Origin of the sequence: Aureibaculum flavum (genome assembly GCF_016406085.1) — a bacterium.
GTDB lineage: Bacteria > Bacteroidota > Bacteroidia > Flavobacteriales > Flavobacteriaceae > Aureibaculum > Aureibaculum flavum.
The window spans coordinates 78,153-104,164 of the sequence record NZ_JAEHFJ010000003.1 but is presented as its reverse complement, the minus strand read 5'-3'; the positions used below and the strand labels follow the sequence as shown (position 1 = coordinate 104,164).

The 26,012-nt window shown below is 33.7% G+C and carries 19 protein-coding genes; 11 read left to right on the top strand and 8 right to left on the bottom strand.

Annotated features, from left to right (window positions below; all coding sequences use genetic code 11):
* The first annotated feature begins 4 nt into the window (after positions 1 to 4).
* The 5 genes from rpsO (at position 5) to JBL43_RS06380 (ending at position 5,461) form a co-directional block, all read left to right on the top strand.
* Positions 5 to 274, top strand: coding sequence for a 30S ribosomal protein S15 (gene rpsO / locus JBL43_RS06400; RefSeq protein ID WP_198840642.1), 270 nt, complete (start codon positions 5 to 7; stop codon positions 272 to 274).
* A gap of 180 nt (positions 275 to 454) precedes the next feature.
* The gene (locus tag JBL43_RS06395; RefSeq protein ID WP_198840641.1) at positions 455 to 2,671 is read left to right on the top strand and encodes a polyribonucleotide nucleotidyltransferase; all 2,217 of its coding nucleotides are present in this window, start codon (positions 455 to 457) and stop codon (positions 2,669 to 2,671) included.
* Positions 2,672 to 3,072: 401 nt separating this feature from the next.
* Entirely contained in the window at positions 3,073 to 3,936 is an 864-nt protein-coding gene (locus JBL43_RS06390) for a sigma-70 family RNA polymerase sigma factor (RefSeq protein ID WP_117879914.1), read from the top strand.
* 163 nt (positions 3,937 to 4,099) lie between these two features.
* Positions 4,100 to 4,750, top strand: a complete 651-nt coding sequence (rpe, locus tag JBL43_RS06385) for a ribulose-phosphate 3-epimerase (RefSeq protein ID WP_198840640.1) — start codon at positions 4,100 to 4,102, stop codon at positions 4,748 to 4,750.
* An 87-nt stretch (positions 4,751 to 4,837) separates the two neighbouring features.
* The gene (locus JBL43_RS06380; RefSeq protein WP_198840639.1) at positions 4,838 to 5,461 is read left to right on the top strand and encodes a hypothetical protein; all 624 of its coding nucleotides are present in this window, start codon (positions 4,838 to 4,840) and stop codon (positions 5,459 to 5,461) included.
* 199 nt (positions 5,462 to 5,660) lie between these two features.
* On the opposite strand, the gene recJ is transcribed toward JBL43_RS06380, so the two are convergent.
* Together recJ and JBL43_RS06370 are read right to left on the bottom strand one after the other, a co-directional pair.
* On the bottom strand, positions 5,661 to 7,361 hold the full coding sequence (recJ, locus tag JBL43_RS06375; protein ID WP_198840638.1) for a single-stranded-DNA-specific exonuclease RecJ: 1,701 nt from the start codon (positions 7,359 to 7,361) through the stop codon (positions 5,661 to 5,663).
* Positions 7,362 to 7,400: 39 nt separating this feature from the next.
* On the bottom strand, positions 7,401 to 7,991 hold the full coding sequence (locus tag JBL43_RS06370; RefSeq protein ID WP_198840637.1) for a carboxymuconolactone decarboxylase family protein: 591 nt from the start codon (positions 7,989 to 7,991) through the stop codon (positions 7,401 to 7,403).
* Positions 7,992 to 8,291: 300 nt separating this feature from the next.
* On the opposite strand from JBL43_RS06370, the gene JBL43_RS06365 reads away from it, so the two are divergent.
* The 3 genes from JBL43_RS06365 to JBL43_RS06355 are packed head-to-tail and all read left to right on the top strand — an operon-like array spanning position 8,292 to position 10,752.
* Positions 8,292 to 9,305, top strand: coding sequence for a dipeptide epimerase (locus JBL43_RS06365; RefSeq protein WP_198840636.1), 1,014 nt, complete (start codon positions 8,292 to 8,294; stop codon positions 9,303 to 9,305).
* The gene (locus JBL43_RS06360; protein ID WP_198840635.1) at positions 9,305 to 10,327 is read left to right on the top strand and encodes an aminotransferase class I/II-fold pyridoxal phosphate-dependent enzyme; all 1,023 of its coding nucleotides are present in this window, start codon (positions 9,305 to 9,307) and stop codon (positions 10,325 to 10,327) included. The genes JBL43_RS06365 and JBL43_RS06360 overlap by 1 nt, the downstream gene beginning before the upstream one ends.
* 2 nt (positions 10,328 to 10,329) lie before the next feature.
* Positions 10,330 to 10,752 carry an OsmC family protein gene (locus JBL43_RS06355; RefSeq protein WP_198840634.1) on the top strand — a complete coding sequence of 141 codons (423 nt, stop codon included), beginning with the start codon at positions 10,330 to 10,332 and terminating at the stop codon, positions 10,750 to 10,752.
* A gap of 106 nt (positions 10,753 to 10,858) precedes the next feature.
* On the opposite strand, the gene JBL43_RS06350 is transcribed toward JBL43_RS06355, so the two are convergent.
* From JBL43_RS06350 to JBL43_RS06340, 3 genes are read right to left on the bottom strand one after another with little or no spacing between them, the layout of a single operon-like run.
* Positions 10,859 to 11,719 carry a hypothetical protein gene (locus tag JBL43_RS06350; protein ID WP_198840633.1) on the bottom strand — a complete coding sequence of 287 codons (861 nt, stop codon included), beginning with the start codon at positions 11,717 to 11,719 and terminating at the stop codon, positions 10,859 to 10,861.
* Positions 11,720 to 11,766: 47 nt separating this feature from the next.
* Positions 11,767 to 13,629 (bottom strand): SusD/RagB family nutrient-binding outer membrane lipoprotein, encoded by a 1,863-nt coding sequence (locus tag JBL43_RS06345; protein WP_198840632.1) that lies wholly within the window; start codon positions 13,627 to 13,629, stop codon positions 11,767 to 11,769.
* A 12-nt stretch (positions 13,630 to 13,641) separates the two neighbouring features.
* The gene (locus JBL43_RS06340) at positions 13,642 to 16,731 is read right to left on the bottom strand and encodes a SusC/RagA family TonB-linked outer membrane protein (protein WP_198840631.1); all 3,090 of its coding nucleotides are present in this window, start codon (positions 16,729 to 16,731) and stop codon (positions 13,642 to 13,644) included.
* Positions 16,732 to 16,874: 143 nt separating this feature from the next.
* On the opposite strand from JBL43_RS06340, the gene JBL43_RS06335 reads away from it, so the two are divergent.
* Positions 16,875 to 18,116 carry an exo-beta-N-acetylmuramidase NamZ family protein gene (locus JBL43_RS06335; RefSeq protein ID WP_198840630.1) on the top strand — a complete coding sequence of 414 codons (1,242 nt, stop codon included), beginning with the start codon at positions 16,875 to 16,877 and terminating at the stop codon, positions 18,114 to 18,116.
* Between the two features lie 89 nt (positions 18,117 to 18,205).
* Here the strand turns inward: JBL43_RS06335 and JBL43_RS06330 are convergent, their stop codons facing one another.
* Both JBL43_RS06330 and JBL43_RS06325 read right to left on the bottom strand, forming a co-directional pair.
* Entirely contained in the window at positions 18,206 to 19,663 is a 1,458-nt protein-coding gene (locus JBL43_RS06330; RefSeq protein ID WP_198840629.1) for a SusD/RagB family nutrient-binding outer membrane lipoprotein, read from the bottom strand.
* A gap of 10 nt (positions 19,664 to 19,673) precedes the next feature.
* Positions 19,674 to 22,832 (bottom strand): SusC/RagA family TonB-linked outer membrane protein, encoded by a 3,159-nt coding sequence (locus JBL43_RS06325; protein ID WP_198840628.1) that lies wholly within the window; start codon positions 22,830 to 22,832, stop codon positions 19,674 to 19,676.
* A 170-nt stretch (positions 22,833 to 23,002) separates the two neighbouring features.
* On the opposite strand from JBL43_RS06325, the gene JBL43_RS06320 reads away from it, so the two are divergent.
* Entirely contained in the window at positions 23,003 to 23,752 is a 750-nt protein-coding gene (locus JBL43_RS06320) for a DeoR/GlpR family DNA-binding transcription regulator (protein ID WP_198840627.1), read from the top strand.
* A 118-nt stretch (positions 23,753 to 23,870) separates the two neighbouring features.
* Here the strand turns inward: JBL43_RS06320 and lepA are convergent, their stop codons facing one another.
* On the bottom strand, positions 23,871 to 25,667 hold the full coding sequence (lepA, locus tag JBL43_RS06315) for a translation elongation factor 4 (RefSeq protein WP_198840626.1): 1,797 nt from the start codon (positions 25,665 to 25,667) through the stop codon (positions 23,871 to 23,873).
* Between the two features lie 208 nt (positions 25,668 to 25,875).
* On the opposite strand from lepA, the gene JBL43_RS20340 reads away from it, so the two are divergent.
* Positions 25,876 to 26,010, top strand: coding sequence for a hypothetical protein (locus JBL43_RS20340; RefSeq protein ID WP_262896263.1), 135 nt, complete (start codon positions 25,876 to 25,878; stop codon positions 26,008 to 26,010).
* Positions 26,011 to 26,012: the final 2 nt, after the last annotated feature.

Sequence of the window (26,012 nt, the reverse complement as noted above, 5' to 3'; positions counted from 1 at the left end):
TAGCATGTATTTAGCAGCAGAAAAAAAATCAGAGATTTTCAAAAAACACGGAAAATCAGAAAAAGACACAGGTTCAACTGAAGGTCAAATAGCCTTATTTACTTACAGAATCAACCATTTGTCAGAACATTTAAAAAAGAATCGTAAAGATTTTAATACAGAGCGTTCTCTAGTAAAATTAGTAGGAAAACGTAGAAATTTACTTGATTACTTGATTAAAACTGATATTGTAAAATATCGTGAGTTAATTCAAGAGTTAAATATTAGAAAATAACAAAAAGAGGCTTTATGCCTCTTTTTTATTAATCCTGCCCCGATGAATTCGGGGGTTTCAGGATAAAAAAAGCTTACTTCTTTTCATTGGTTAACACACAACACACAACCTGACCGTCCAGCCTGACGGTAACCAATTGTTTAATTACACCTATCAATAGATGGGTTAAAAAATTTATTTATGATACCTAAGGTTTTTACCGAAATTATCGATTTAGGAGATGGAAGAACCATTTCTTTAGAAACAGGAAAGTTAGCAAAACAAGCTCACGGTAGCGTTGTTGTGCAATCAGGAAAATGTATGTTATTATGTACAGTTGTTTCTAACTACGAACAAAAAGATCTTGATTTTTTACCATTAACGGTAGATTATCGCGAAAAATTTGCTGCTGCTGGGCGTTACCCAGGAGGATTCTTTAAAAGAGAAGCAAGACCAAGTGATGGTGAAGTATTAACAATGCGTTTAGTGGACAGAGTTTTACGTCCGTTATTCCCTAAAGACTATCACTCTGAAACTCAAGTTATGATTCAGTTAATGTCTCATGATGATGATGTTATGCCAGATGCAATGGCAGGATTGGCAGCATCTGCAGCTATCCAATTGTCAGATTTCCCATTTGAATGTGCTATCTCTGAAGCCAGAGTAGGTCGTGTTAATGGTGAGTTTGTAATTAACCCAACTAGAGCTCAGTTGGCAGAATCTGACATCGACATGATGATTGGTGCTTCTGCTGATTCTGTAATGATGGTTGAAGGTGAAATGGATGAAATTTCTGAAGAAGAAATGACTGAAGCTATCAAGTTTGCACATGAAGCAATTAAAGTACAATGTGCTGCTCAATTAAGATTAGCTGAAGCTTTCGGAAAGAAAGAAGTTCGTGAATACCCTGAAGAAAGATCTGACGAAGATTTAGCAAAAAAAGTTTATGACATGGCGTACGATAAAGTATATGCCATTGCAAAAGCAGGATCTTCTAAGCATGAAAGAAGTGCAGCATTTTCTGAAATAAAAGAGGAAATCAAAGCAACTTTTTCTGAAGAAGAATTAGCAGATTTTGGTGGTTTAGTTTCTAAATATTATCGTGCTGCTGAAAAGGCGGCTATTCGTGATCTTACCTTAAATGAAGGGTTACGCTTAGACGGTCGTAAAACTGACGAAATTAGACCTATCTGGTGTGAAGTAGATTACTTACCATCTGTTCATGGTTCTGCAATTTTCACAAGAGGTGAAACGCAAGCTTTAGCAACCGTAACGTTGGGAACTTCTAGAGATGCAAATAAAATTGATATGCCTTCTCATGAAGGTGAAGAAAATTTCTACTTACATTATAATTTCCCTCCTTTCTGTACTGGAGAAGCTAGACCTATCCGTGGAACATCTCGTAGAGAGGTAGGACATGGTAACTTAGCTCAACGTGCATTAAAAGGAATGATACCTGCGGATTGTCCTTATACAGTGAGAGTTGTTTCAGAAGTATTAGAATCTAACGGTTCTTCTTCTATGGCAACAGTTTGTTCTGGTACAATGGCTCTTATGGATGCTGGGGTTCAAATGACAAAACCAGTTTCTGGTATTGCTATGGGATTAATTTCTGATGGAGATTCTGGGAAATATGCTGTTTTATCTGATATCTTAGGTGATGAAGATCATTTAGGTGATATGGACTTTAAAGTAACAGGTACGGCAGACGGTATTACCGCTTGTCAAATGGATATAAAAGTAAAAGGATTGTCTTATGAGATTTTAGTAAATGCACTAAATCAAGCTCGTAATGGTCGTTTACATATCTTAGAAAAAATAACAGATACTATTGCTACACCAAATGCTGATGTTAAAGAGCATGCTCCTACAATGGTAACAAGACGTATTCCTAACGAATTTATCGGAGCCTTAATTGGACCTGGTGGAAAAGTAATTCAGGAAATGCAAAAAGAAACTGAGACTACTATCGTTATTAACGAAGATCCAATAACTGAAGAAGGTATTGTTGAAATTTTAGGTGTTGGTAAAAAAGGTATTGATGCTGTAATGGCAAAAATAGATTCTTTATTGTTCAAACCTGAAGTTGGTAAGGTATACGAAGTTAAAGTTATCAAAATGTTAGATTTTGGTGCTGTAGTTGAATATATGGATGCTCCAGGTAACGAAGTGTTATTGCACGTAAGTGAATTAGCTTGGGAACGTACAGAAAATGTTAGCGATGTCGTTAATATGGGAGACGTTTTTGATGTAAAATATTTCGGTGTTGATTCAAGAACACGTAAAGAAAAAGTTTCTCGTAAAGCTATTTTACCAAAACCAGAAGGTTTTGTTGAAAGACCACCAAGAGAAAATAAAGGAAGAGACAATCGCGGACGTGATAACCGTCGCGATGATAGAAAACCAAGAAGAGATTAATTTCTTCTAGATTTTATAAATTTAAAACCTGTCAATATTATTATTGACAGGTTTTTTTGTTTTAAAGATATACTATCCATTGCTTAACATTTTACGAGTGAAAATAATTTTCAATGTTTTATTTCTTCCAAATGCTTTATGTAACACCTGCTATAGTTGTAATCAATGTCATTATTGTTGTTTGAAAACAACTCTGCGAAGGATAGTTTTAACAGATTTTTATCGTCTTATTTATAATATTAATAGGAATTTAACGTCTATAAGTGTTCTAATTAGGGAAATTGTTAACATCAAATTCATCTTTTTTTAATTTAAAGTGAAATAATTGTAACATTTCAGTAACTAGTAACGTATATATAGTACACAACAAAATTTAACATTAATAAAACAGCAGAAATTACATGAGACAACTTAAAATAACAAAACAGGTAACTAACCGCGAAACAGCATCATTAGATAAATATTTACAAGAAATAGGTAAAGTTGATTTAATTACTGCTGATATGGAAGTTGAATTAGCTCAGCGTATTAAAGCTGGTGATCAAGTGGCTTTAGAGCGTTTGACAAAAGCTAATTTACGTTTCGTAGTGTCTGTTGCTAAGCAGTATCAAAATCAAGGCTTAACCTTACCAGATTTAATTAATGAAGGTAACTTAGGTTTGATAAAAGCTGCTAAACGTTTTGATGAAACTAGAGGTTTTAAGTTTATTTCTTACGCGGTATGGTGGATTAGACAATCTATTTTGCAAGCATTAGCTGAGCAATCAAGAATTGTACGTTTACCTTTAAACAAAATTGGTTCTATTAATAAAATTAATAAAACATATGCCCGTTTAGAACAAGATAATGAAAGACCACCTTCTGCAGAAGAAATTGCAAAAGAATTAGACATGACTATTAATGACGTAAAAGAGTCGTTAAAAAATGCAGGGCGTCACGTATCTATGGATGCTCCTTTAATTCAAGGAGAAGATTCAAATTTATATGATGTATTGCGTTCTGGTGAGTCTCCAAATCCTGATAAAAGCTTATTACACGAATCTTTAAAAGTTGAGATTGAACGTGCTTTAGAAACCTTAACTCCAAGAGAAGCTGATGTTGTTGCCTTGTATTTTGGATTGGGTGAAGCTCAACCAATGACTTTAGAGGAAATTGGTGAAACTTTCGACTTAACTCGCGAAAGAGTTCGTCAAATTAAAGAAAAAGCAATTAGAAGATTAAAACATACTTCAAGAAGTAAGATTTTAAGAACTTACTTAGGATAGGTTTACGTTTTACTAACAATAATTTGGAAACGCTTAACATTTAGTTAAGCGTTTTTTTTTGTTTTATACGCTCAGATTTCGTCATTAATGATGTAAAAAAAACTAACCGTTACGCGTTAACCGCTAGTAACAATTTCACTACTTTTGTAAAAAACAGAAAAACATGAGTCATTTAATTGCACCTTCCATTTTAGCTGCTGATTTTGCCAACCTACAACGTGATGTAGAAATGATTAACAACAGTGAGGCCGATTGGTTTCATATTGATGTTATGGATGGCATGTTTGTACCCAATATCTCTTTTGGTATTCCCGTAATAAAAGCGATAAAAAAGCATGCTAAAAAACCAATGGATGTCCATTTAATGATTGTAGATCCTGATCGTTATATCAAAGATTTTAAAGAGGCAGGAGCAGATATTATAACAGTACATTACGAAGTTTGTAATCACCTGCACAGAACCATTCAAGCTATAAAGGCAGAAGGCATGCAAGCAGGAGTTGTACTGAATCCGCACACGCCAATTAGAGTGTTAGAAGATATTATTATTGATTTAGATTTGGTCTTATTAATGAGTGTAAACCCTGGTTTTGGTGGACAATCATTCATTGAAAATACCTATAAAAAAGTAATTCAATTGAAAGATTTAATTGAAAAATCAGGCTCAAAAGCTTTGATTGAAATTGACGGTGGTGTAAATGATAAGAATGCTCCAATGTTAGTTGGTGCCGGTGCCGATGTTTTAGTAGCTGGTAGTTTTGTGTTTAAAAGTGAAAATCCGACAGAAACTATTGCTGAGTTGAAGAACTTTTAGAGAACACTACTCAATGAGCTTATCTTGTTAGCTTTATAAGAAAATATATTTTCATTTCAATAATTTTCAAGAGGACAGTTAAATAAAATGAAATCTTTTTTAATTTTATTGGCAATTAATTTTTCATGTATCTGCAACGCTCAAAAAGTTGATGATACTAATAAGGCTGCACGAAAAATTTATCAAAAGCATCTCTCTCTCATCAAAAGATATTTTAAAGAAATTTATACAGAATCCGGTTTTAGTGATGATTCAAATAATAATTTTGAAGAGACTACCACTTTTCTTGTCATTCTTACAAAATTAGATTGTTATACTTACTCTTATGAAGGGTGTGAAGCTTCAGAAGAAAACTATTTAGATTGGAAAGCTTGGTATAAACTAAATAGGAAAAAATTATATTTAGAAAGAGATACCGTTAAAATCAAAGGTAATCCAATCTCCGTTAGAAACAACCCAATAAAATATTTTAAAAAGAAATTGAAATTGGTTAAAAAGTCAATTAAAAATAGATACTTCGAAGACCCTCCTTACATCGACGCTATTGTATTCTTAATAAATCTAACTGAAATCAAAGATGTTTATTATGATGAAGAATCCGACTTAGATATTCCAACTAGTAAACAAATTACATTTATCGAAAATTGGTTCAAAAAGAACAAAAACAAATTGTATTGGGATGTAAAGACACATTCTGTAAAATTAAAATGAAAGAATTACTCCTCAAGAAGTTTGTTAAATCCGTTTTACATTTGAGAGATTCTTCACTTAGCTTTGAATTACTTGAATATTCTATAATTCGTTTGCTACGTTCTGAATGACAGGAATGAAATAGACCATATTGTTTACTTTTTGTCTTGATTCCTGATTCTTTCCGTCTTGATTTAAAAGGACTGCGGACTGCCACTGCCTACAGAAGACTAGATCGAACATCCTTCACAATCAACTGCAACGAAGTATTGCCGTTCCAAGTGTTTTCACCTATGGTGTAAACGATATCAAAAGGTAGTCCGTTAGAAATTTCGGCATGTTTTTTACCTAAATTAAAACCAATACCGTTAAATTTTGTTCCGTCTTCTGAAACAATGCTCAATTTTAAGTGATCTTCATCTGCACCAACTTTTCTAGAATAACCTGTGTCTTTTACATTTTTACTCATAAAAACGGGACTCATATTCAGAGGGCCACAAGGTGCAAACTGTTGTAGAATTCGATAAAATTTAGGAGTTACTGCTGATAATTCTAGCTCCAAATCAATTTTAATTTCTGGTTGTAATAGTTCTGGAGGAATACTATTTTTTACTACTTCTTCGAACTTATCTTTAAAATTTTTATAGTTTTCTTGTGATAAAGTAAGTCCTGCAGCATATTTATGACCTCCAAATTGCTCAATAAATTCCGAGCAGGCTTCTAGGGCATTGTACACATCAAACCCGCTTACGGATCGGGCGGAAGCCGCTAATTTATCACCACTTTTTGTGAAGACTAGGGTAGGGCGATAATAATTTTCAATTAAACGAGAAGCAACAATACCAATGACTCCTTTATGCCAATCTTCTTGGTAAACTACTGAAGAAAAATCTTCTGTTTCATTATTTTCTTCAATTTGTTGCAGGGCTTCAATGGTAATTAGTTTATCCAGATCGCGACGGTCGTTATTAAAAACTTCAATATCAGCTGCCATAGTTTGAGCTGTTTCAAAATCTTCTTCACATAATAACTCAACAGCATAATTTCCATGTTTCATTCTACCTGCCGCATTTATTCTTGGGGCAATCACAAAAACAACATCAGTAATAGTTAACACCTCTTTTTTTAATTGATGTGTCATGGCTCTAATTCCACTTCTAGGATTGGTGTTAATCCGTTCCAAACCATAATAGGCAAGAATTCTGTTTTCACCATTCATAGGGACAATATCTGCAGCAATTGCAGTTGCTAGCAAATCTAAATACGGCATTAAATCGTCAATAGTTTGATTACGTCTCGAAGCCAACGCTTGCACTAATTTAAAGCCAACACCACAACCACATAATTCATCAAATGGATAGTTACAGTCTTCTCTTTTTGGGTCTAAAACGGCTGCTGCTTTGGGAAGTTCGTTACCAGGTCTATGGTGATCACATATAATAAAATCAATATTTTTATTGTTGGCATAATCGACTTTATCAATTGCTTTTACACCACAATCTAATGCAATTATTAATGAAAAATTATTGTCTTCAGCAAAGTCTATACCTTTATAAGAAATACCATAACCTTCTTGGTATCTATCCGGAATGTAAGTAGCAACATTTGGGTAATAGGTTTTTAAATAAGAAGACATTAAAGAGACTGCTGTTGTGCCATCAACGTCATAATCACCAAAGACCAAAATGTTTTCATCATTAGCAATTGCTTTTTCAATGCGGTCAACTGCTTTTTGCATGTCTTGCATTAAAAAAGGATCATGTAACCTTGATAAATCAGGTCTAAAAAATGATTTGGCTTCCTCGAAAGTTTCAATGTTGCGTTGCACTAAAAGCGTAGCCAAATTAGTGTCAATAGACAACTTTTTTGCTAAGCTACTTACTTTATCTAATGTTGGTAAAGGCTTTAATGTCCAACGCATAGTATTGTTTTTTAGAAGTATTTTTTTATTTAAAATTTATTAAATATGTTTTCCTTTTTCCCAACCGTGTTTCCCTAAATATTGGTTACCACTTTCAACGGCACCTTCTTCTATAGATGTACCCATGGAGTCGTTCCATCTGTTTAAGTATCCAAAGAGAGATATTACACCTAACATTTCTACAATCTCACCCTCATCCCAATATTCATATAATCTTTTTTTAATTTTTTCGTCTACATCGTTCGGTACTTGACTTGCTGCCAATGAAAAATCAAGTGCAGCACGTTCAGCTTCATTAAATGCGGGATGTGTTCTGTATTCCCAAATATTATCTAATTGTTCTTGTTCTGCTCCATAACGTTCTGCGGCTCTTATGGCATGTGCTTGGCAGTAACGACACCCCGTTGAATTACTACTTACCCAAGCAATCATTCGTTTTAAGGCTGAGGTTACCCTGCCTTCATTTGCCATTACCGCTTTGTTTAAATTGATAAAAGCTTTACTAATTGCGGGTCTGCGTTGCATTGTTAATACTGAATTGGGACAAAACCCTAAGGTTTCATTAAAAAATTCAGCTAATTTTTTGGTTTCTATATCATGTTCTGATGATAATGGAGTTACTAAAGGCATATAATTTTGATTTGAGATGTTAGACTTGAGATTTTAGATTACAAACTCTAAAATTTAGAAGTACCAAATTACAACTAAATCTCAAAGTAGAAAAAGTAAACCCTATAACAGAACTAATTTTTTTCAGAATATCAATACTTAAAAAGTCCTATTTGGCTTCGTTGATTATTTTCTACAGATGGTTTTAATTGATGAAATTATGGTTCAAAATATCAAAAAAGATATCTATTCATTTTAATAATTGTTTTATTGTTATTTGGATAAATACCCTTATTTTTAATTTTCATTAAATATAATTTTATGCAACTAATACTTAGACCCTACGAGTTAAAATTAGAACATACATTTCGAATTTCAAGAGAAGCAAGAGACGTTCAAGAAAGCCTTGTCGTTGAATTAAAGGATGGAGAAATTTCTGGTTATGGAGAAGCCACAGCCAATCCCTATTACGGAGCTACTATTGAAAAAATGTCTGCTGATTTAACGGCGTTGGAGTCCTTAATTAAAGCGAATGCAACGTTGGAACCTTCAGCGTTTTGGCAAATAATGTATCCTAAATTAAAGGATAATATGTTTGCTCTCTGTGCGTTAGATTTGGCTTATAATGATTTGTATGCAAGAAAAAAGGGAGTAAAACTATATGAATATTGGGGGCTCGATATTAATAATAACCCAATCACTGATTATACTATAGGTATTGATACCATTGAAAAAATGGTTTCTAAACTAAAGGAAAAACCTTGGCCTTTGTATAAAATTAAGTTAGGTACAAAAGAAGATATTGCTATAATTAAAGAGTTGAGAAAACATACCGATGCTGTTTTTAGAGTAGATGCCAATTGTGGTTGGTCGGTTGATGAAACACTCAAAAATGCAGTTGTATTAAAAGAATTGGGAGTAGAGTTTATAGAGCAACCTTTAAAAGCAGATGATTGGGGTGGACATAAAACATTATTCTTAAAATCAGTTTTACCAATAATAGCAGATGAAAGTTGTATGGTAGAGGCAGATGTAATGAAATGCCACAATCACTTTCATGGTGTTAATGTAAAATTGACAAAATGTGGTGGGTTAACCTCTGGAAAACGAATGTTAGAAAAGGCAAGAAAATTAGGAATGAAAACGATGGTAGGTTGTATGACGGAATCTTCTGTTGGTATATCTGCAATTGCACATTTATTGCCTTTATTAGATTTTGTTGATATGGATGGAGCGATCTTACTTTCAAATGATATTGCCGACGGTATTACCATTACTGACGGGGTTATTACATATAGTGAGTTGAACGGTACCGGAGTTAAATTAATTGCTTAATGATTGTAGATAATTTTCCGGATAGAACCATTACTGTTGAGGGTAATGAATACCTATATTTCGGCGGAACTGGATATTTGGGCTTAGCAACACACCCTGAGTTTGTTGACATTCTATTGGGTGCTATTAAAAAATGGGGAACCTTTTATGGTAGTTCACGTAATTCAAATATTAAACTTTCAATATATGATCAGTTTGAAAACTATTTTGCTGAACAAATAGGTGCGGAGGACGTATTAACAGTTTCTTCTGGAACACTCGCAGGTAGATTAGTTATTGATTTTTTGAAGAAGTCAAATCCTATATTTTTTCATTATCCAAAGACACATCCTGCAATTTTAGCGGACGGCAGCTTGCCTTTGTTTATTGATAATAAGTTACATCCGCGATTGCTTGAAGCAACCGATGAAGAAATTGTAATTACAGTTGATGCTATCTTGGGTCTAGAAGTAGCCCCAGTATCTTTTAATTTTTTGGATAACATATCAACCTCTAAAAAAATTACATTAGTAATTGATGAATCACATAGTTTAGGTGTTTTGGGTGAAAATGGTAATGGCGTTTTTGGCGGTATACAACATTCAAATGTTGAAAGTAAAATTATGGTTTCCTCTTTAGGAAAAGCCTTAAGTTTATCTGGTGGAGTTATTGCTGGGAATAGAGAATTTATCAATAAGTTAAGAAACGAATCAATGTTTGTCTCTTCTTCCGCTGCAAATCCTGCATATTTAGAAGCATTTTGTAAGGCTGAGGATATTTATGAGACTCAAAAGAAAAGATTGGTAAACAATCTAAATTTTATTGCTGATAGATTACAAGCTAAGGACGGTATAAAATTCAATAAAAATTATCCTGTTATTTACAGTGAAGATGAGGGTGTTTATAATAAGCTATTTACTGAGGGTATTATTATTACAAATTTTAAATATCCTACTTATAAAAATATGATGAATAGAATTGTAATCACAGCGAATCATACAGAAGAAGATTTAAATAGATTAATAAAAATTTTAAATAAATAGCAATGACAAATACAGTAAAAACTACTTGGAAAGGAGACATGAAATTTGAATCTACTAACCCTAGTGGAATAAATTTAATGATTGATGCCGGCGTAGATGATGGAGGTAAAGGTGAAGGGTACAGACCAAAGGCACTGATGCTTTCTGCATTAGCTGGCTGTTCTGGATTAGATGTTGTTTCGTTATTAAAGAAAATGAGAGCTGAAGTGGATGCATTTAACATTGATATTACGGCTGAGTTAACTGAAGAACATCCTAAATTTTATAAGAAAGTACATGTAGTTTATAATTTCTATGGTTCAGATTTTAAAAAAGATAAGATTGAAAAGTCTGTAAATTTATCAGTAGATCGGTATTGTGGAGTGATGGAGATGTTTAGACAGTTTGCTGAAGTTACTACGGAGATAAAATATATTGAGAAATAGTGGACTTAAATCAGATGTATAGACAAAAAAAGGTTTAGAATATTCCTAAAAAAAGAAAGCCAACTAAAATTAATTAGTTGGCTTTTCTCTCAGGTTTAATTGCTAATTATAATGCAGTTATTTGTCTTACACGTGCACGGTATGTTGGTGAATCATTACGATAGCCGACAAATATATGGTGTCTTGCATAACCAATATATCCAGTCCAGTAATCGCTATATTCAACCATGTTTCCATAGGCATTTTTAAGAATTAAGTTTCCTTGATCTGATCCATCATCTCCTATTACTCTTAGACGATAATAGATATAACCATAACCTGAAGATATTTCTATTCTTTTATTTACATCTGCTTTACTCCATGAAGTAGCTTCTCCAAAGGCAACCGGTTCTCCTAAATTCGCCCATTCACTTCTATCACCTGTCTCATTATCTACTATATATTGAAATTGATATTGTAGCGTTAAATCAGTAGGTACTCCTTCAGACTCATACATTAGGTTATAAAACCTGATGTTTGTATAATCACCAGTTCCGTCCGTGGTGTAAGTAGGATATGGCACTTCTGCATCTATAATAAGTGGAGCTTCATCAAAGTTATAAATGATTATAGTAGATTTTCCTGCGGGTAAATCTACATTAACATCATAAACTAGATCTAAATCAGAGCCTTTATAGAAAGTCAGTTTTGACGCTCCAGCTTGAGTGGTATAATATTTACCTACACTTGTTGGGAGGTAACTATTAATTTTTAATGGAGAAGCGTCAGTTGATAATAGCTCACCATTCAATTCTATTTTATTTATATAATTTGAAGATCCAGTGCTTATTGGAATCATATAAAATATTTGGAATTGTGCGGTAGTTGTACTAACGTCCTCAGCCATATATTCTATCTCATTTTTCTCGCAACTTGCAACTAAAAAAGTGCAAAGGAGAAATAATCCTATTTTAGTTATATTTTTCATATTTGTATATTTCTTGTTTTGTATATTTCTTGTGTTAACATATCTCATTATTGAGGTAGCTCACCAGGGTAAGCAAACCAAGGAATTGATGTGTGATAGTTAGGTGCCGTTCCAGATATCGGTGTAAGTATCTCCAATGATTTAAGATTCCACATATATTCAGAATTAAAACGTGGTCTTATTCTATAACTTGGAGAACCTTCATTGTTTATATTGTAAGTTCCTTTTCGTCCTTGAACTTGAGCTGGTGATAAATAGAGACCTTTATATACTTTAGTTGGATTGGTATCCCATTTTTGTTCTACTGTGGTTTGTGTCCATCCATTACCTTCACTAGGGTATTCACCTGTATAATCTACGTCAAAGTGATATTTACGCATATCTACCCATGCTTCTGCGGCTCCCCATGGATATAAAGATACCCATTTCTGCATCATAATATGAGATAATGAAAAGTCTGTTAATCCTCCTACAAATGGACCTTCTAGATATTCGTCTGCCAATGTATTAAATAAAGCAGTTGTAATTTTATCTCCTCCAGTAGGACTTCCAGAAGTTCCTGTTTTAATATATCTTGCCGATGTTTGCATGTCAGCACTAACGCCTCTTTTAAAAGCATCAAATGCAAGCGTTGTCTGGTTTGTTTTCCAATAGGCTTCTGCCAAACAAAACTGAATTTCAGCATAGGTTGTCATAACGTATGGTGCTTCATCTCTAAATAACCAACGACCAGTTCCGTCATGTTCTGCACCTTCATAGGCTGAGTTTGCAATTCTTCCATAAACGGAAGGTGCCGTGCCTAAGGGACCATTTGCTGATGTAAAGGTTCCGCCGTAGTACTCATACGTTTTTACACTGTCTGCATTACTTAAGTTTTCATAGTTTGGATTGCTCGTTGTAGATAACTTAACGGTTACTCGTGGGTCAAAATGTCCTAATTCATTTACTAATGTATCCGTGATAATTTGATTATCAGCAAGTTCGAATGGGTAATATTCGGTAACAACATCAAGGTTATTTTTATCGCCAGTAGCTTCGTCATAAGTTGGTACCGTACCAGTAAATACCTGTACAGCATATTCATGTTGAAAGTAGTTGTCTAATAAATTACCTCTGGCCGTTCCCCAAAAATTATTAAATGAACTGAATGGAGCAGATTGTGATCCTCCTGCAATGGATACCGTAGCATCATCATCAGGACTTTGAAAAGATTTACTTGCCGCATCTATCAATTCTTGTGAATAACTAGCTGCAAAATCTGTTTTGTTTGTTAAAGAAGATAAATTACGAACAATAACTGCATATGCAAATTTAATCCACTTGTCTTTATTTCCTTCATATATAAAGTCATTAGAACTAATTTTATCAGCATAAACATGATCATCTGCTCTTTCTAATAATTCGATAGATTTATAGGCCCACTCTCTTACTTGTGCATAAATTTCTTTTTGATAATCATAATCGTGTGAAAGTAAATCTGGTACAAAAGCATCGTTCATCGGTAATTCACCGTGAACCTTCGTTAACAAATCCCAGCTAAAAGCTTTCATTGCATAACCAATACCTGCCAAGGTCCAATCTTCAGCGTCCATAGACTGATTAATCATGTTTTCAAGGTTCTGACCTTGATTCCAATAGGTCATTCTCCAAATTTCACCAGCAGCATCACTACCAACACTGTAATAATTAAGGGCAAAATTAGCATAAGAAGTTGTTCCCCACATCTGAGCCATTGGTGCTATAGCACGTCCGTCCCAATAAATTCCATTGTATTGTTGGGTAATATTAGCCAAATATAAATAGCCATCTGCATAAGAGGGGCCATCTACATTGGTGTTTACGTCAAGGTAGTCTTCGCAGCTTACTAAGCTGAAAAATATTGATAATATGTATATAAATTTTTTCTTCATGATATCTATTCTTTAATTTAATATTATACTTAATCCTATTGAATAACTACGAGGGTTTGGTATTGCCATTACATCATAGCCTTCTCCACCAACACCACCTGCAGCAGCAGAAACAGCGTTACCAACAGCGTCTATACCTGAATAGTTTGTCCAAGTAAATAAATCATTAGCCACAAAATATAGGTTCATAGAATTAAGTAATTTAGACTTTTTAAGGATGTCATCTGGTAAACGATATGCCAAACGTAATTCACGTAGTCTTATATATTTTATATCTTTTTCTATCCAATCTTCATCTCCTCCAGTAAATATGCTAGAACCATATGTACCATAATCAACAGATATTGTATTTGTAGTTGGATTGGCTGTGTTTTCATTACCATCTTTTATAACCCCTTCAAATACTTGATCTGGTCCTTCTCTTAATTCAACGGACTCCCAACTTGTACCTCTTTGCATCATATAGCGTTTAGTACCATTAACAACGGTAGCACCTAAACGTCCTGAAAACAATCCTGATAAAGTTAAGTTTTTATACTTTAAACGCGTAGTTATACCAAAACGTAAATCTGGTTCTCTGTTTCCAAGATTAGACCATTCAGAAGAAGTTAAAGGTAAACCACTTGTTGGAGAAATTAAGATATCACCGTTATCATTACGTTCATAAGCTCTACCCGTTAACGATGTAATAGGGTTTCCTACACTAATACCAGTTCTTATATTTCCAGATAACCAAGTGTATGCGTTATAATATTCTGTTACGTTTTCTGGAAGATAAACAACCTCAGATGTTCCGTGAGATCCATTAACACCCAAATTCCAAGTTACATTTTCAGTTTTTATAACATCAACATCAATTGCGGCTTCCCACCCTTTTGTTTCAAAGGTACCTACGTTTAAGGTGTTTAATACAAAACCAGTAGCATAACTTAATCTAAAACCTTGTATTATTTGATTTGAATTTTCTGTTTCAAAATAAGAAAAAGTACCTTTTACTCTATTTTTAAACAATCTAAAATCAACTCCTACCTCTTGTCCAGTAGTAATTTCTGGTTTCAAATTTCTATTAGGTCCAGTAAATCCATATTTATAACCACCACCTGTTAAGCCCGTAGTTTGTAATTCTGGGTCAATTTGTAATGGTCTAGCATCTTTACCAACTTGAGACCAAGAACCTCTTAATTTTAAGTAACTGATAGCTTCTACATCTTTAATAAAATCTAAATCAGATAAAACGAATGAACCTTCAATAGATGGGTAGAAATAACTGTTATTTTCTTTAGGTAATGTAGATGACCAGTCATTTCTAGCTCTAAAAGTAAGAAAGGCCATGTTATTGTAACCCACTTGAAACTGACCAGAAATACCTTGTACTCTACGTTTGGTGTTTCTTTGTTTAGAAACAATAGTTAAAGGATCTACATTGTTAATGGATTGAAAACTAGCATCAATAAAGTTAGTACCATAAGTAGAAGCTCGTGTAATCTTATTTTCTAATTGGTGATATCCAACTTGTGCTGATACTGAAAGTTTGTCATCAAAATACTTATTGTCGTAACCAGAAAGTATATTAATACTAGGGTCAGAATAATTTGCATTAACTAAACTATAAGAACCATCGCCAGCATTATTATACGCATAATAAGGGTTTCTAGAAGAAACATAGGTTTGATTTGCCACATCCCAACCAACTTGTGCTCTTAAAAAGGCATTTTTAATGGGTGTAAAGTTAAGCGATACATTACCTAAAATACGATCTGATTCGTCGTAGTATTTATTGTTATACATATCAAATAAAGGGTTTAACAAGTCAACATCATGGTAATATTCAGGGTTTCTCATATGTAAACCATCTTCAGCTAAATAATTACTCATATCATCAACAACAGGCCATAACATAGCACGGTATAATGGGCTTTCTGTACCTCTTCTTACCTTGTTATTTTCTGTACCCGTATATTGCATAGAACCTTCAAATTTTAACCAATCTGTAATTTGAGCTCTACCAGATAAACTTAAATTTGTTCTTTCATATTCTGTAGTTTTAATAACTCCAGTTTCATTTAGTTGTGAAAAACTAGCACGGATGGTAGCCTTATCAGAACCACCTTCAACAGCCACATTGTAACGTTGTTGAACACCTGTTTGAAGAATGGCATCAACATTGTCATATAATTGTTGACCTTCTGGGTACAATCCACCATATTTACTTGTGTAGTAATAATTAGTAGTTCCACGGGCTCCGTTAGCATATTTATCTTGCATTTCTGGATAACCATACGCATTACTTAATTTGATATAGTTACTAAAGGTAACTCTACCTTTACCGGCTTTACCTTTTTTAGTAGTGATGATAATGGCTCCGTTAGAAGCATCCGAACCATATAAAGCAGCCGCACCGGCACCTTTTAATACGGTTATCGATTCTACGTCTTCAGGGTTAAAATCATTACCACGTGAAGAGAAATCTGAGTTGTTAACAGAATACTCGCTTGTGGCTCCACCTGCCATCCCGTTAGGATCGAAAGAAGAGTTGTTCATTGGTACACCATCTACTACATATAATGGTTGGTTGCTACCAGATATCGAAGTTATGTTTCTTAAAACTACATTACTAGAAGCTCCTGGTGCACCACTTGTAGAACTGATTTGAAGACCAGGTACACGTCCGGAAAGAGCTGTAATAAAATTCTCTCTACCAGATTCGGTAATAGTTGCTCCGTCAATTGTCTGTGTTGCAGCACCTACACCTCGTTCGGCTCGTTTTTGGCCAAATTCAGCAGTAATCATTACTTCGCCTAAAACTGAAGCATCTTCAATCAAAGTTATATCTAAGATTTCACCAGATACTACTTGTTCTTGTTTTTTGTAACCAATAGACGAAAAAACTAATGTTGTCCCTTCTGCTACCGATATTTTATATTTTCCATTAAAATCGGTTGCTGTTCCTTTCTTTGTTCCTTTCACTAATATCGTTACTCCTGGCAAGGGTGTACCAGTTTCGTCTGCTACCGTACCACTCACACTAATATTTTGTGCGGATAATAGGGCAAAAGAAGTTGTAAAGAAAATTAGGAAGATTGCTTTAATTTTTTTTCTCATGAATGAATTATTTTCGTTAGTACTGGTAAACATATAAAAAATATTGCAATCTTTTGCGGTTTTAGCTTTGTTTTTGCTGTTTTTTGAAAATTTAACTTAATTTGCGAACTAATTAATACATTTATACCTTAAATTATGAGAATATGATCTTTAAATTAAATATTTTTTCAATAGTTTTATTTTGTATTGGGATATATCTTACAAAAACGAATGAATTACCTTCAAAAAACAGTAAAAACCTGCAAATCAGTGAAATCATTACGGGTGCGGACCAAACCGAAAAATATGTACCTTATTTAAAAGATAAGCGGGTAGCAATAATGGCCAATCCTACAAGTATTATAGGAGAAAAGCATTTGGTAGATAGTCTTCAGAACTTAGGGGTAAACATTGTAAAGGTATTTGGTCCGGAGCATGGGTTTAGAGGAAATGTTGGTGCCGGTGTTCATGTTACTGATGAAATAGATCGTAAAACAGGAATACCTATTGTTTCTTTATATGGTGCTAAAAGAAAGCCTTCAAAGAAAGATTTCGAAGATATTGATGTGCTTATTTATGATTTGCAAGATGTTGGTGTTCGGTTTTATACCAATATTAATGCGTTGGTACGTTTGATGGAGGCGTGTTATGAAAATGATAAGGAGCTACTTATTTTAGATCGGCCTAATCCAAATGGTTATTTAATTGATGGACCTGTATTAGATATGAAATATAAATCGGGGATAGGTAAATTTCCTATTCCGATGTCTCATGGATTGACTGTGGCTGAGTTTGCTCAAATGGCAAATGGTGAAGGTTGGGTTACATTAAATGGCAAACCTGTACAATGTAAGCTGAAGATAATATCTGTTGCCAATTATGATCACAATATGTCTTATACCTTGCCGGTATCACCTTCTCCAAATTTAAATACGCAATTATCTGTATTATTATATCCGTCTACATGTATGTTTGAAGGTACTTATATTAACCATGGTAGAGGCACAAAGTTTCCTTTTACTGTTTTTGGGAGTCCTGCTTATAAAGGTATTTATGATTTTTCATTTACTCCTAGAAGTATAAAAGGCATGTCAATGACACCTATATTTATGGATGAAGTGTGTTATGGTTTAGACTTACGAAATTACGATACTGATGTATTGAGAGAAAGCAAGCAAATAAATTTGAAATGGATAATGGAATTGTATGCTTCTAGCCCAGAAAAGGAAAAATTCTTTGATGGTAGTTTAAGTAATCAAATGAATAGTATTGAAATTCAAATAGGTTCAGGGCTGTTTAGACAACAAATTATTGACGGAGTACCCGAATCAGAAATTCGTGCGAGTTGGGAGTCTGGTTTAACGAATTATAAAGAGATGCGTAAGAGCTATTTATTATATCCTTAAAACTATTAGAAGCAAAAAATCCTCGGCTATAACCGAGGATTTTTTGTTTTAAATAATTTAAAAAAGAATAATAATTTCTTTTTGCTTTTTTATTGATCCCACCACATACGAGTAGAAAATGTATCGCCACCCATATCAGCGATTGCTTGTGCTAAGTTATCACCGTTAACAGCACCTTCACTATTTGGATAAAAATATCTTCTTGGAATTTCAGTAGCATTTGTTGTAGCAGCCATTGGAAAGTTTAGTACAGGATAGTCTAATCTTCTCCATTCGCTCCAAGCATTTCCACCTTGAGAATATAGTGCAATATATTTTTGCTCACCAATATATTTTTTCCAATTAGATGCATCATATTGAACATCACTTTGGGCGAGATAAGTATTTGTGTCTGTTCCACTAACGCCCCACTGTTCCATACTAGCTGTAATTGCTTGTTGGTATGTTGTAGCAGCATCGGCAACGGATCCGAACCAGCCTCTTTGTTCAGCTTCAGCTTTTATAAAGAGTAATTCAGAATAGGTCATAATATAGCTTGGAAAATCAATAGCCCTAGTCATTTCATTTGGCAATGAACGCTCATCAATTGCATAGAAAAAGGTATCTGATGTATCTAATCCATATGGGAATCCGATATAGTCTCCATCAACATTTGGATCTGCATATTTTGAAATTCTTGGATCTGAAGGGCTAGAATCTGTCCCTGAACCATAAGTATTCATCAATTCTGTAAGAGGTTCTGCTATAAAAGTCCAAGCTTGAGTTAAAAACTCTATGTATAATGGATTAGCATTTGCCTCTTCGTTTTGATATGCAACTACCGCATTATCATTATTACTAGTAAATATGGTTGACCCTAAAGCATCGGCGACTTCAGTTTGAGCTAAACTCGGATTTGCTTCAGACATACGCATGGCAATTCTCGCTCTCATTGAATTTGCAAAAGCTTTCCATTTTGCCATATCCCCATTATACATTAAATCTCCAGTGGAGAAACCAGAAGCGTTTGTATCAATGAGTGCAACAGCATCTTTTAACTCTTGAATCAAAGCAGGATAAATATCTTCTTGCTTATCAAATTTTGGTAACGTTATATCATTATTAAAAGTTTCTGAATACGGTATATTTCCCCAAGTATCAGTTAAGTTATGAAAAACCCATACTTTTAATATGGTTGCAACAGCAATTTGATTTTCATTTTTACCATAAACAGAATAGCGATCCTTATCGTCACCTGAGTTTAAATTAATTATTTCCATTACTTCTGGAAGAATCCCATAAAAGGCACTCCAGTCTCCTTCTGCTGAAAGACCATAAAGACTTCTAGTCGTTGTTTCTCTTTGAGCCCATTGCTGCGAATAGAACATCATTGTTTTGTTATAACCTAATCCCGAGTTTACATTGATTAAATTCTGAGTTGCAGAAGTTAAAAGTGTCGGAGTTGGCACTTCAGTTGCAGCTAAAGGATTTTTGTTAAGTTCTTCAAAATCGCTAGTACAAGAACTTATACTAACAATTAATATATATATTATTACTATTTTTTTCATAATTTGAATTTTAAAATGATAATTTAATATTCATACCTACAGTTCTAGCAGTGGGTAATTGACCATATTCTCTACCTTGAATATTTCCTGAAGCATTTCCAGCAGACTCAGGGTCGTATCCATCAGGAGTATTTCTTGAAAGTATTGCCAAGTTTCTTCCTACTAATGAGATGTTAAGAGCACTAAGAGATAATTTCTCTAATACTTCTGACGAGAATGAATATTGTAAAGACATTTCTCTTAATTTAACAAAGCTTGCGTCAAATGTTGTAAAATCACCAGGGTTTCTACGCATTAATCTAAAATATTGATCTACGCTTGCAACAGGTGTAGTGTTTGTTACATAGCCTCCATTGCCATCAGACATAACGCCGTCAGCAACCAGACCGTTTTCACGAACACCGTTAGCTGCCGTAATATCAATGGTTCCAGCATAGATAGCCGTTTGATAACCTCTAGCGTAATATACACCTCCTTTTTGAATGTCAATTAAAGCCGATAGCGTAAAGTTTTTATAGCTAATTGTATTCGTTATACCAGAGGTCCAATCAGGCAACACACTGCCAATAAACTCTTGTTCACCACTGACATAATATCCATTTGCATCCACTATTTTATTTCCATCAGGATCACGGGCAATTTTTGTAGCATAAACAGAACTAAAAGGTTCACCAACGCGTGACTCTAAAGTTACAATTGCCGGACCTGAAGTATAAAAAGTTGACATTAAATAAGAATCTAAACCTTCAGCTAATTCAACAACTTCGTTATTGTTTTTTGCCCAATTTACGCCTACATTCCAAGAAAAATCTTCGGTCTTAATAGGGGTTCCTGTTAATAGTACTTCAATACCACTGTTTTTAATTTCTCCAGCATTTACCCACTTACTTGAATATCCAGTGGTTTCAGATACTGTAATTGGCATGATTTGATTTTTAGTATTTCCCGTATAATACGTTAAATCTAAACCAAGTCTATTTTGATACATTTTCAATTCAACACCAGTTTCAAAAGAATTTGTTATTTCAGGTTTTAATTCGGAGTTGTTAAGAGTTGACGGTAAGTAAAATACTGGATTACCACCAACTGCAGCCCCTTGAACATAATCATTATTTAATCTATATGGGTCAGTGTCGTTACCTACTTGTGCCCAACCTACTCTGAATTTTCCTAAATTTATTTTTTCACTTTCAATAAATTCTGAAAATAAAACACTTCCTGTAACAGAAGGGTAGAAGTATGACCAATTGTCTTTAGGTAAAGTAGAAGACCAATCATTTCTTGCTGTTAAATCTAAATACAAATAATCTTTATAACCTAATGAAGTACTTGCATAAATACTATTAGTTTCTTTATTTGAAAGACCTCTAGATAGGTAAGGGGCATCTACTGAATTAGCTAAAGAATAAATATTATTAACCGTGAGGCCTCCTTGTGTTGCACCAGAATTAGATTCTAACGTTCTCGTCATTTTGTTTGCCCCTAAATTGGCAATTAATGAAATGTCTTCTGTTAAATTAGGATTGTTGTATTGTAATAATGCATCGATATTTTCTTCACTAAAATTATACATTTTACTAATAAAATAGGGAGTATATCTAGAGCCAACAGCTCTTCTGTCTCGCCTTCTGTCGTCATATCTATCAAATCCATATTTTAAAGTAGCACTTAACTCATTGGTAATGTCATATTTTACATTAATATTACCTATGAATCTGTTTTTTTCATCATCTTGATAGTCTTCATATGCCAACCAAAACGGATTGTTTGCCCTAATGCTAGTTGAACTTAAATCGCCAGTTCTCCAAGTTCTTTGGGTTCCGTCAGCTCTTTTATAATCTCTTAGTCTATCTATATCTAGTTGACGTTGAGACCAGATAACCATATTATAGGTTAAGTTATCACTACTACCACCTAATTTAGGTCTTGCAGTACCTTTTGTGTTAATGTAATTGAAGTTGGTAGAAATGGATAGTTTATTTATTTTTCCATTTAAGTTTATATTAAATGTATTTCTATTGATATTACTATTAGGAATAATACCATCGTGATTTAAATTGGTATAAGACACTCTGTAGTTACCAAATTCACCACCATTACTTACGGCAATATTTGTTTTATGGATTTCACCAGTATTAAAAAAGTCTTTATAGTTGTCTGGATGAGCAACCCATGGTCTAACTTCACCGCCATTACCATCACCATCCCACTGACGAACTAATCTTCCGTCTAATTTTGGTCCCCAACTTTCGTCTGTACTCACATTTTGAATGGGAATGCCATCATCACCAATATTTGCAAAGTCTAAAGATTGACCTCCACCATATTCATTTTGTAAACCTGGAAAATCATAAGCACTTTCAAGTGAAAAGCCATAATTAACATCTACACCTAATCCATTTCTTTTTTTACCTTTTTTAGTCGTTATTAAAATAACACCATTGGCCGCTCTTGAACCATATAGTGCAGCAGCATTTGCTCCTTTTAATACACTAATAGAAGCTACGTCATCAGGATTTATATCTTGAGCAGCATTACCATAATCTACGTTACCATTAATATCATCTCTACCACCATAGGCTTGTGTACCACTGCCAAAATTGGAGTTGTCAATTGGTACTCCGTCTACAACAAATAGTGGTTGGTTATTACCTGTTAAAGAAGAGGCTCCTCTTAATAGAATTCTTGAAGAACCACCTATATTGTTTGTTCCTTGAATTTGAACACCTGCTATTTTTCCAGATAGCGTGTTTACAACATTACTTTCAGAGCCTTTATTAATGGCATCACCATCTACCTCTTGAATGGCATATCCTAAAGATTTTTTCTCTCTAGAAATACCTAAAGCTGTTACTACTACCTCATCTAAAGAAGCTGCATCTTCTTCAAGACTCACATTTAAAGTTGAGTCTGATATTTTTATTTCCTGAGTTTTGAAACCTAAATAAGAGAAAATTAAAATTCCACCTTTAGGTGCTGAAATTTCATATTTCCCATCAAAATCAGTTGAAGTTCCTGTGTTTGTACCTTTCACTTGAATGTTTACGCTTGGTAATGTCATACCACTGGCATCAGTAACCTTACCGCTTACGGTAATGTTCTGTGCAAATAGAAATGAGCATGCCGTTGAAAAACAAACAAGAAAAGAAATCGTAATTTTTTTTCTCATAAGTATGTTATTTAAGTTAGTAATAAGTAAATCTATAAAAAAAAATGTAATATATTGCGTTTTTATTCGTGTTTTCGCGTTTTAATTCGGAATTTAACATGTGGTTTGCATAAATTAACAATAATTCAGAATTGTTAAATTTATTTTGTCATATGTGTAAAACATAGTTTATGCTAAAGTTAGAAAGACATCAATTAATACTTCAGAAATTAAAGACTCATAGAAAAGTACATTCTACCATTTTGAGTGTTGAGTTGCAAGTTTCTGAAGATACTATTAGAAGAGATTTAAAGGAGTTAGAGGCTCAACATCTATTGCATAAGGTACATGGTGGGGCATTATCAATTGAAAATAAAATACTCAGTTATAATGAAAGGAGTGTTTCAGATTTAGATAAGAAAAAACAAATTGCAAAAAAAGCCGTGAAATTAATTCATGACGGTCAGGTTATTATTATGACTGGGAGTTCTACTAATTTAGAACTGGCAAAATTAATACCAGCAAACATAAATTCAACAATTTTTACTTACAGTTTACCTATTGCTTTGCAATTATCGCACCATCCAACAATTGAAGTTATTTTTATTGGTGGTAAATTAAATAAATCAGCTCAGGTAACCATTGGTATTGATGTAATGAACTCAATATCTAAATTAAGAGCTGATATATGTTTTATGGGTACGGATGCTTTAAATATAGAAAGAGGTATGACGGAATCTGACTGGGAAGTAGCCCATATTAAAAAGGGCATGATTGAATCTTCAGATTATGTAGTGTCTATGTGTATCAGCACAAAAATAATGGAGGCCAGACGGTATGCAGTTGTTCCTATCAATGACATTGATGTTATTGTAACTGATGATAAAACAGATGAGTCGTTATTAATTCCATTTAAAGAGCGAGGAATTGTGGTGATGTAAGATGTTGCTGTTTTATATAGAATTAGATCATAAAAACGAGGAATCCTAAAGTGAGTAAACTTGCCTTATAGATAATTGATTTCACTATATCCTTATACTGCTGATTAGAGACTAAACTCTAATCATTCAACTTCAACACCGACATAAAAGCTTCTTGTGGTATTTCTACATTACCTACTTGACGCATCCGTTTTTTACCTTTTTTCTGTTTTTCTAACAGTTTACGCTTACGAGAAATATCACCACCATAACATTTTGCGGTAACATCTTTACGAAGAGCTTTAATAGTTTCTCTAGAGATAATTTTTGCTCCAATAGCTGCTTGAATAGGAATGTCAAATTGTTGTCTTGGAATTAACTGTCTTAACTTTTCACACATTTTTTTACCGATGCCATATGCATTATCGGCATGTAATAATGCAGAAAGGGCATCAACAGGCTGAGCATTTAGTAAAATATCAACTTTTACCAATTTTGAAGCTCGCATTCCAATAGGTGAATAATCGAAAGATGCATATCCTTTAGAAACCGTTTTTAATCGATCATAAAAATCAAATACAATTTCTGCTAACGGCATGTCAAAAGTAAGTTCAACACGCTCGGTAGTTAAATAGGTTTGATTGGTAATTTCGCCACGTTTTTCAATACACAATGACATTACATTACCTACAAACTCTGATTTTGTAATTATTGTAGCTTTAATATAAGGCTCTTCAACACGTTCAAGTCTTGACGGATCTGGTAAATCTGTGGGATTATTAACTAGAATTTTGGTATTTACATCTTTATGGGTATACGCATGATAAGATACGTTAGGTACAGTTGTAATTACGGTCATATCAAATTCACGCTCTAAACGTTCTTGAATAATTTCAAGGTGTAACATGCCTAAAAATCCACATCGAAATCCGAAACCTAAAGCCGCTGAACTTTCAGGAGTAAACACAAGAGAAGCATCGTTCAATTGTAATTTTTCCATAGAGTTTCTGAGCTCTTCATAATCTTCTGTATCTACGGGGTAAATACCTGCAAAAACCATTGGTTTTACATCTTCAAAACCTTCAATGGCATTGGTAGTAGGGTTTTTAGCATCGGTTATCGTATCACCAACTTTTACTTCTTTAGCTTCTTTTATACCTGTAATTAAATAGCCAACATCGCCTGTTTTAATTTCAGTTTTAGGGGCTTGTTTTAATTTTAAAGTACCCACTTCATCGGCAAAATAAGTTTTTCCCGTTGCAATAAATTTTATGTTTTGACCTTTTTTAATTGACCCATTTAAAACTCTAAAATAGGTTTCAACACCTCTAAATGGATTATAAACAGAATCAAATATTAAGGCTTGTAAAGGTCCGTCTGGATTTCCTGTTGGAGCAGGAACTTTGTGAATTATCGCTTCTAAAATTGCTTCAATTCCTAATCCGGTTTTTGCACTGGCAGGAATCACGTCTTCAGCTTTACAGCCAATTAAGTCTACAATATCATCAGTAACCTCTTCAGGATTTGCACTTGGTAAATCAACTTTATTAAGAACTGGAATAATCTCCAAGTCATTTTCTAAAGCTAAATATAAATTAGAAATGGTCTGTGCTTGAATACTTTGTGCGGCATCAACAATTAACAATGCTCCTTCACATGCAGCAATGGAACGCGATACTTCGTAAGAAAAATCGACGTGACCAGGCGTGTCAATAAGGTTAAGTGTATATTTTTCACCTTCGTACATGTAATCCATTTGTATGGCATGACTTTTAATGGTAATACCACGCTCACGCTCTAGGTCCATACTGTCTAATAACTGATCTTGCTTTTCTCGATCGGTTATAGTGCCAGTAAATTCCAGCAATCTATCTGCCAAGGTACTTTTACCATGGTCAATATGGGCGATAATACAAAAGTTACGGATGTTCTTCATTCAGTTCACAAAATAAGTCAACAAAGGTACTGTTTTTAAAATTATACTCAATTATGCATTTTGCTTTTAAAATTGTAATTTTGAGTATTAATATATTTACGTATTATGACACGAGCAAGTTAAAAATTTTGTCATTTAAGGAAATGATTATTTGCGAACTGTCCCAACGTTTCGGGATGACCATTGAAAAAGAAATAAGGAAAGACACATGAAATTTAAAAGATTAAGACCAAGAAGACAACCTAATCAAAAAAGAGCAATGCTATTAATTGTATTATTACTTTTAGTAATTCTTATTTGGTTAAATGCCGATAGTTTAATGGCACGGGTTTTTAATAAGTAAAT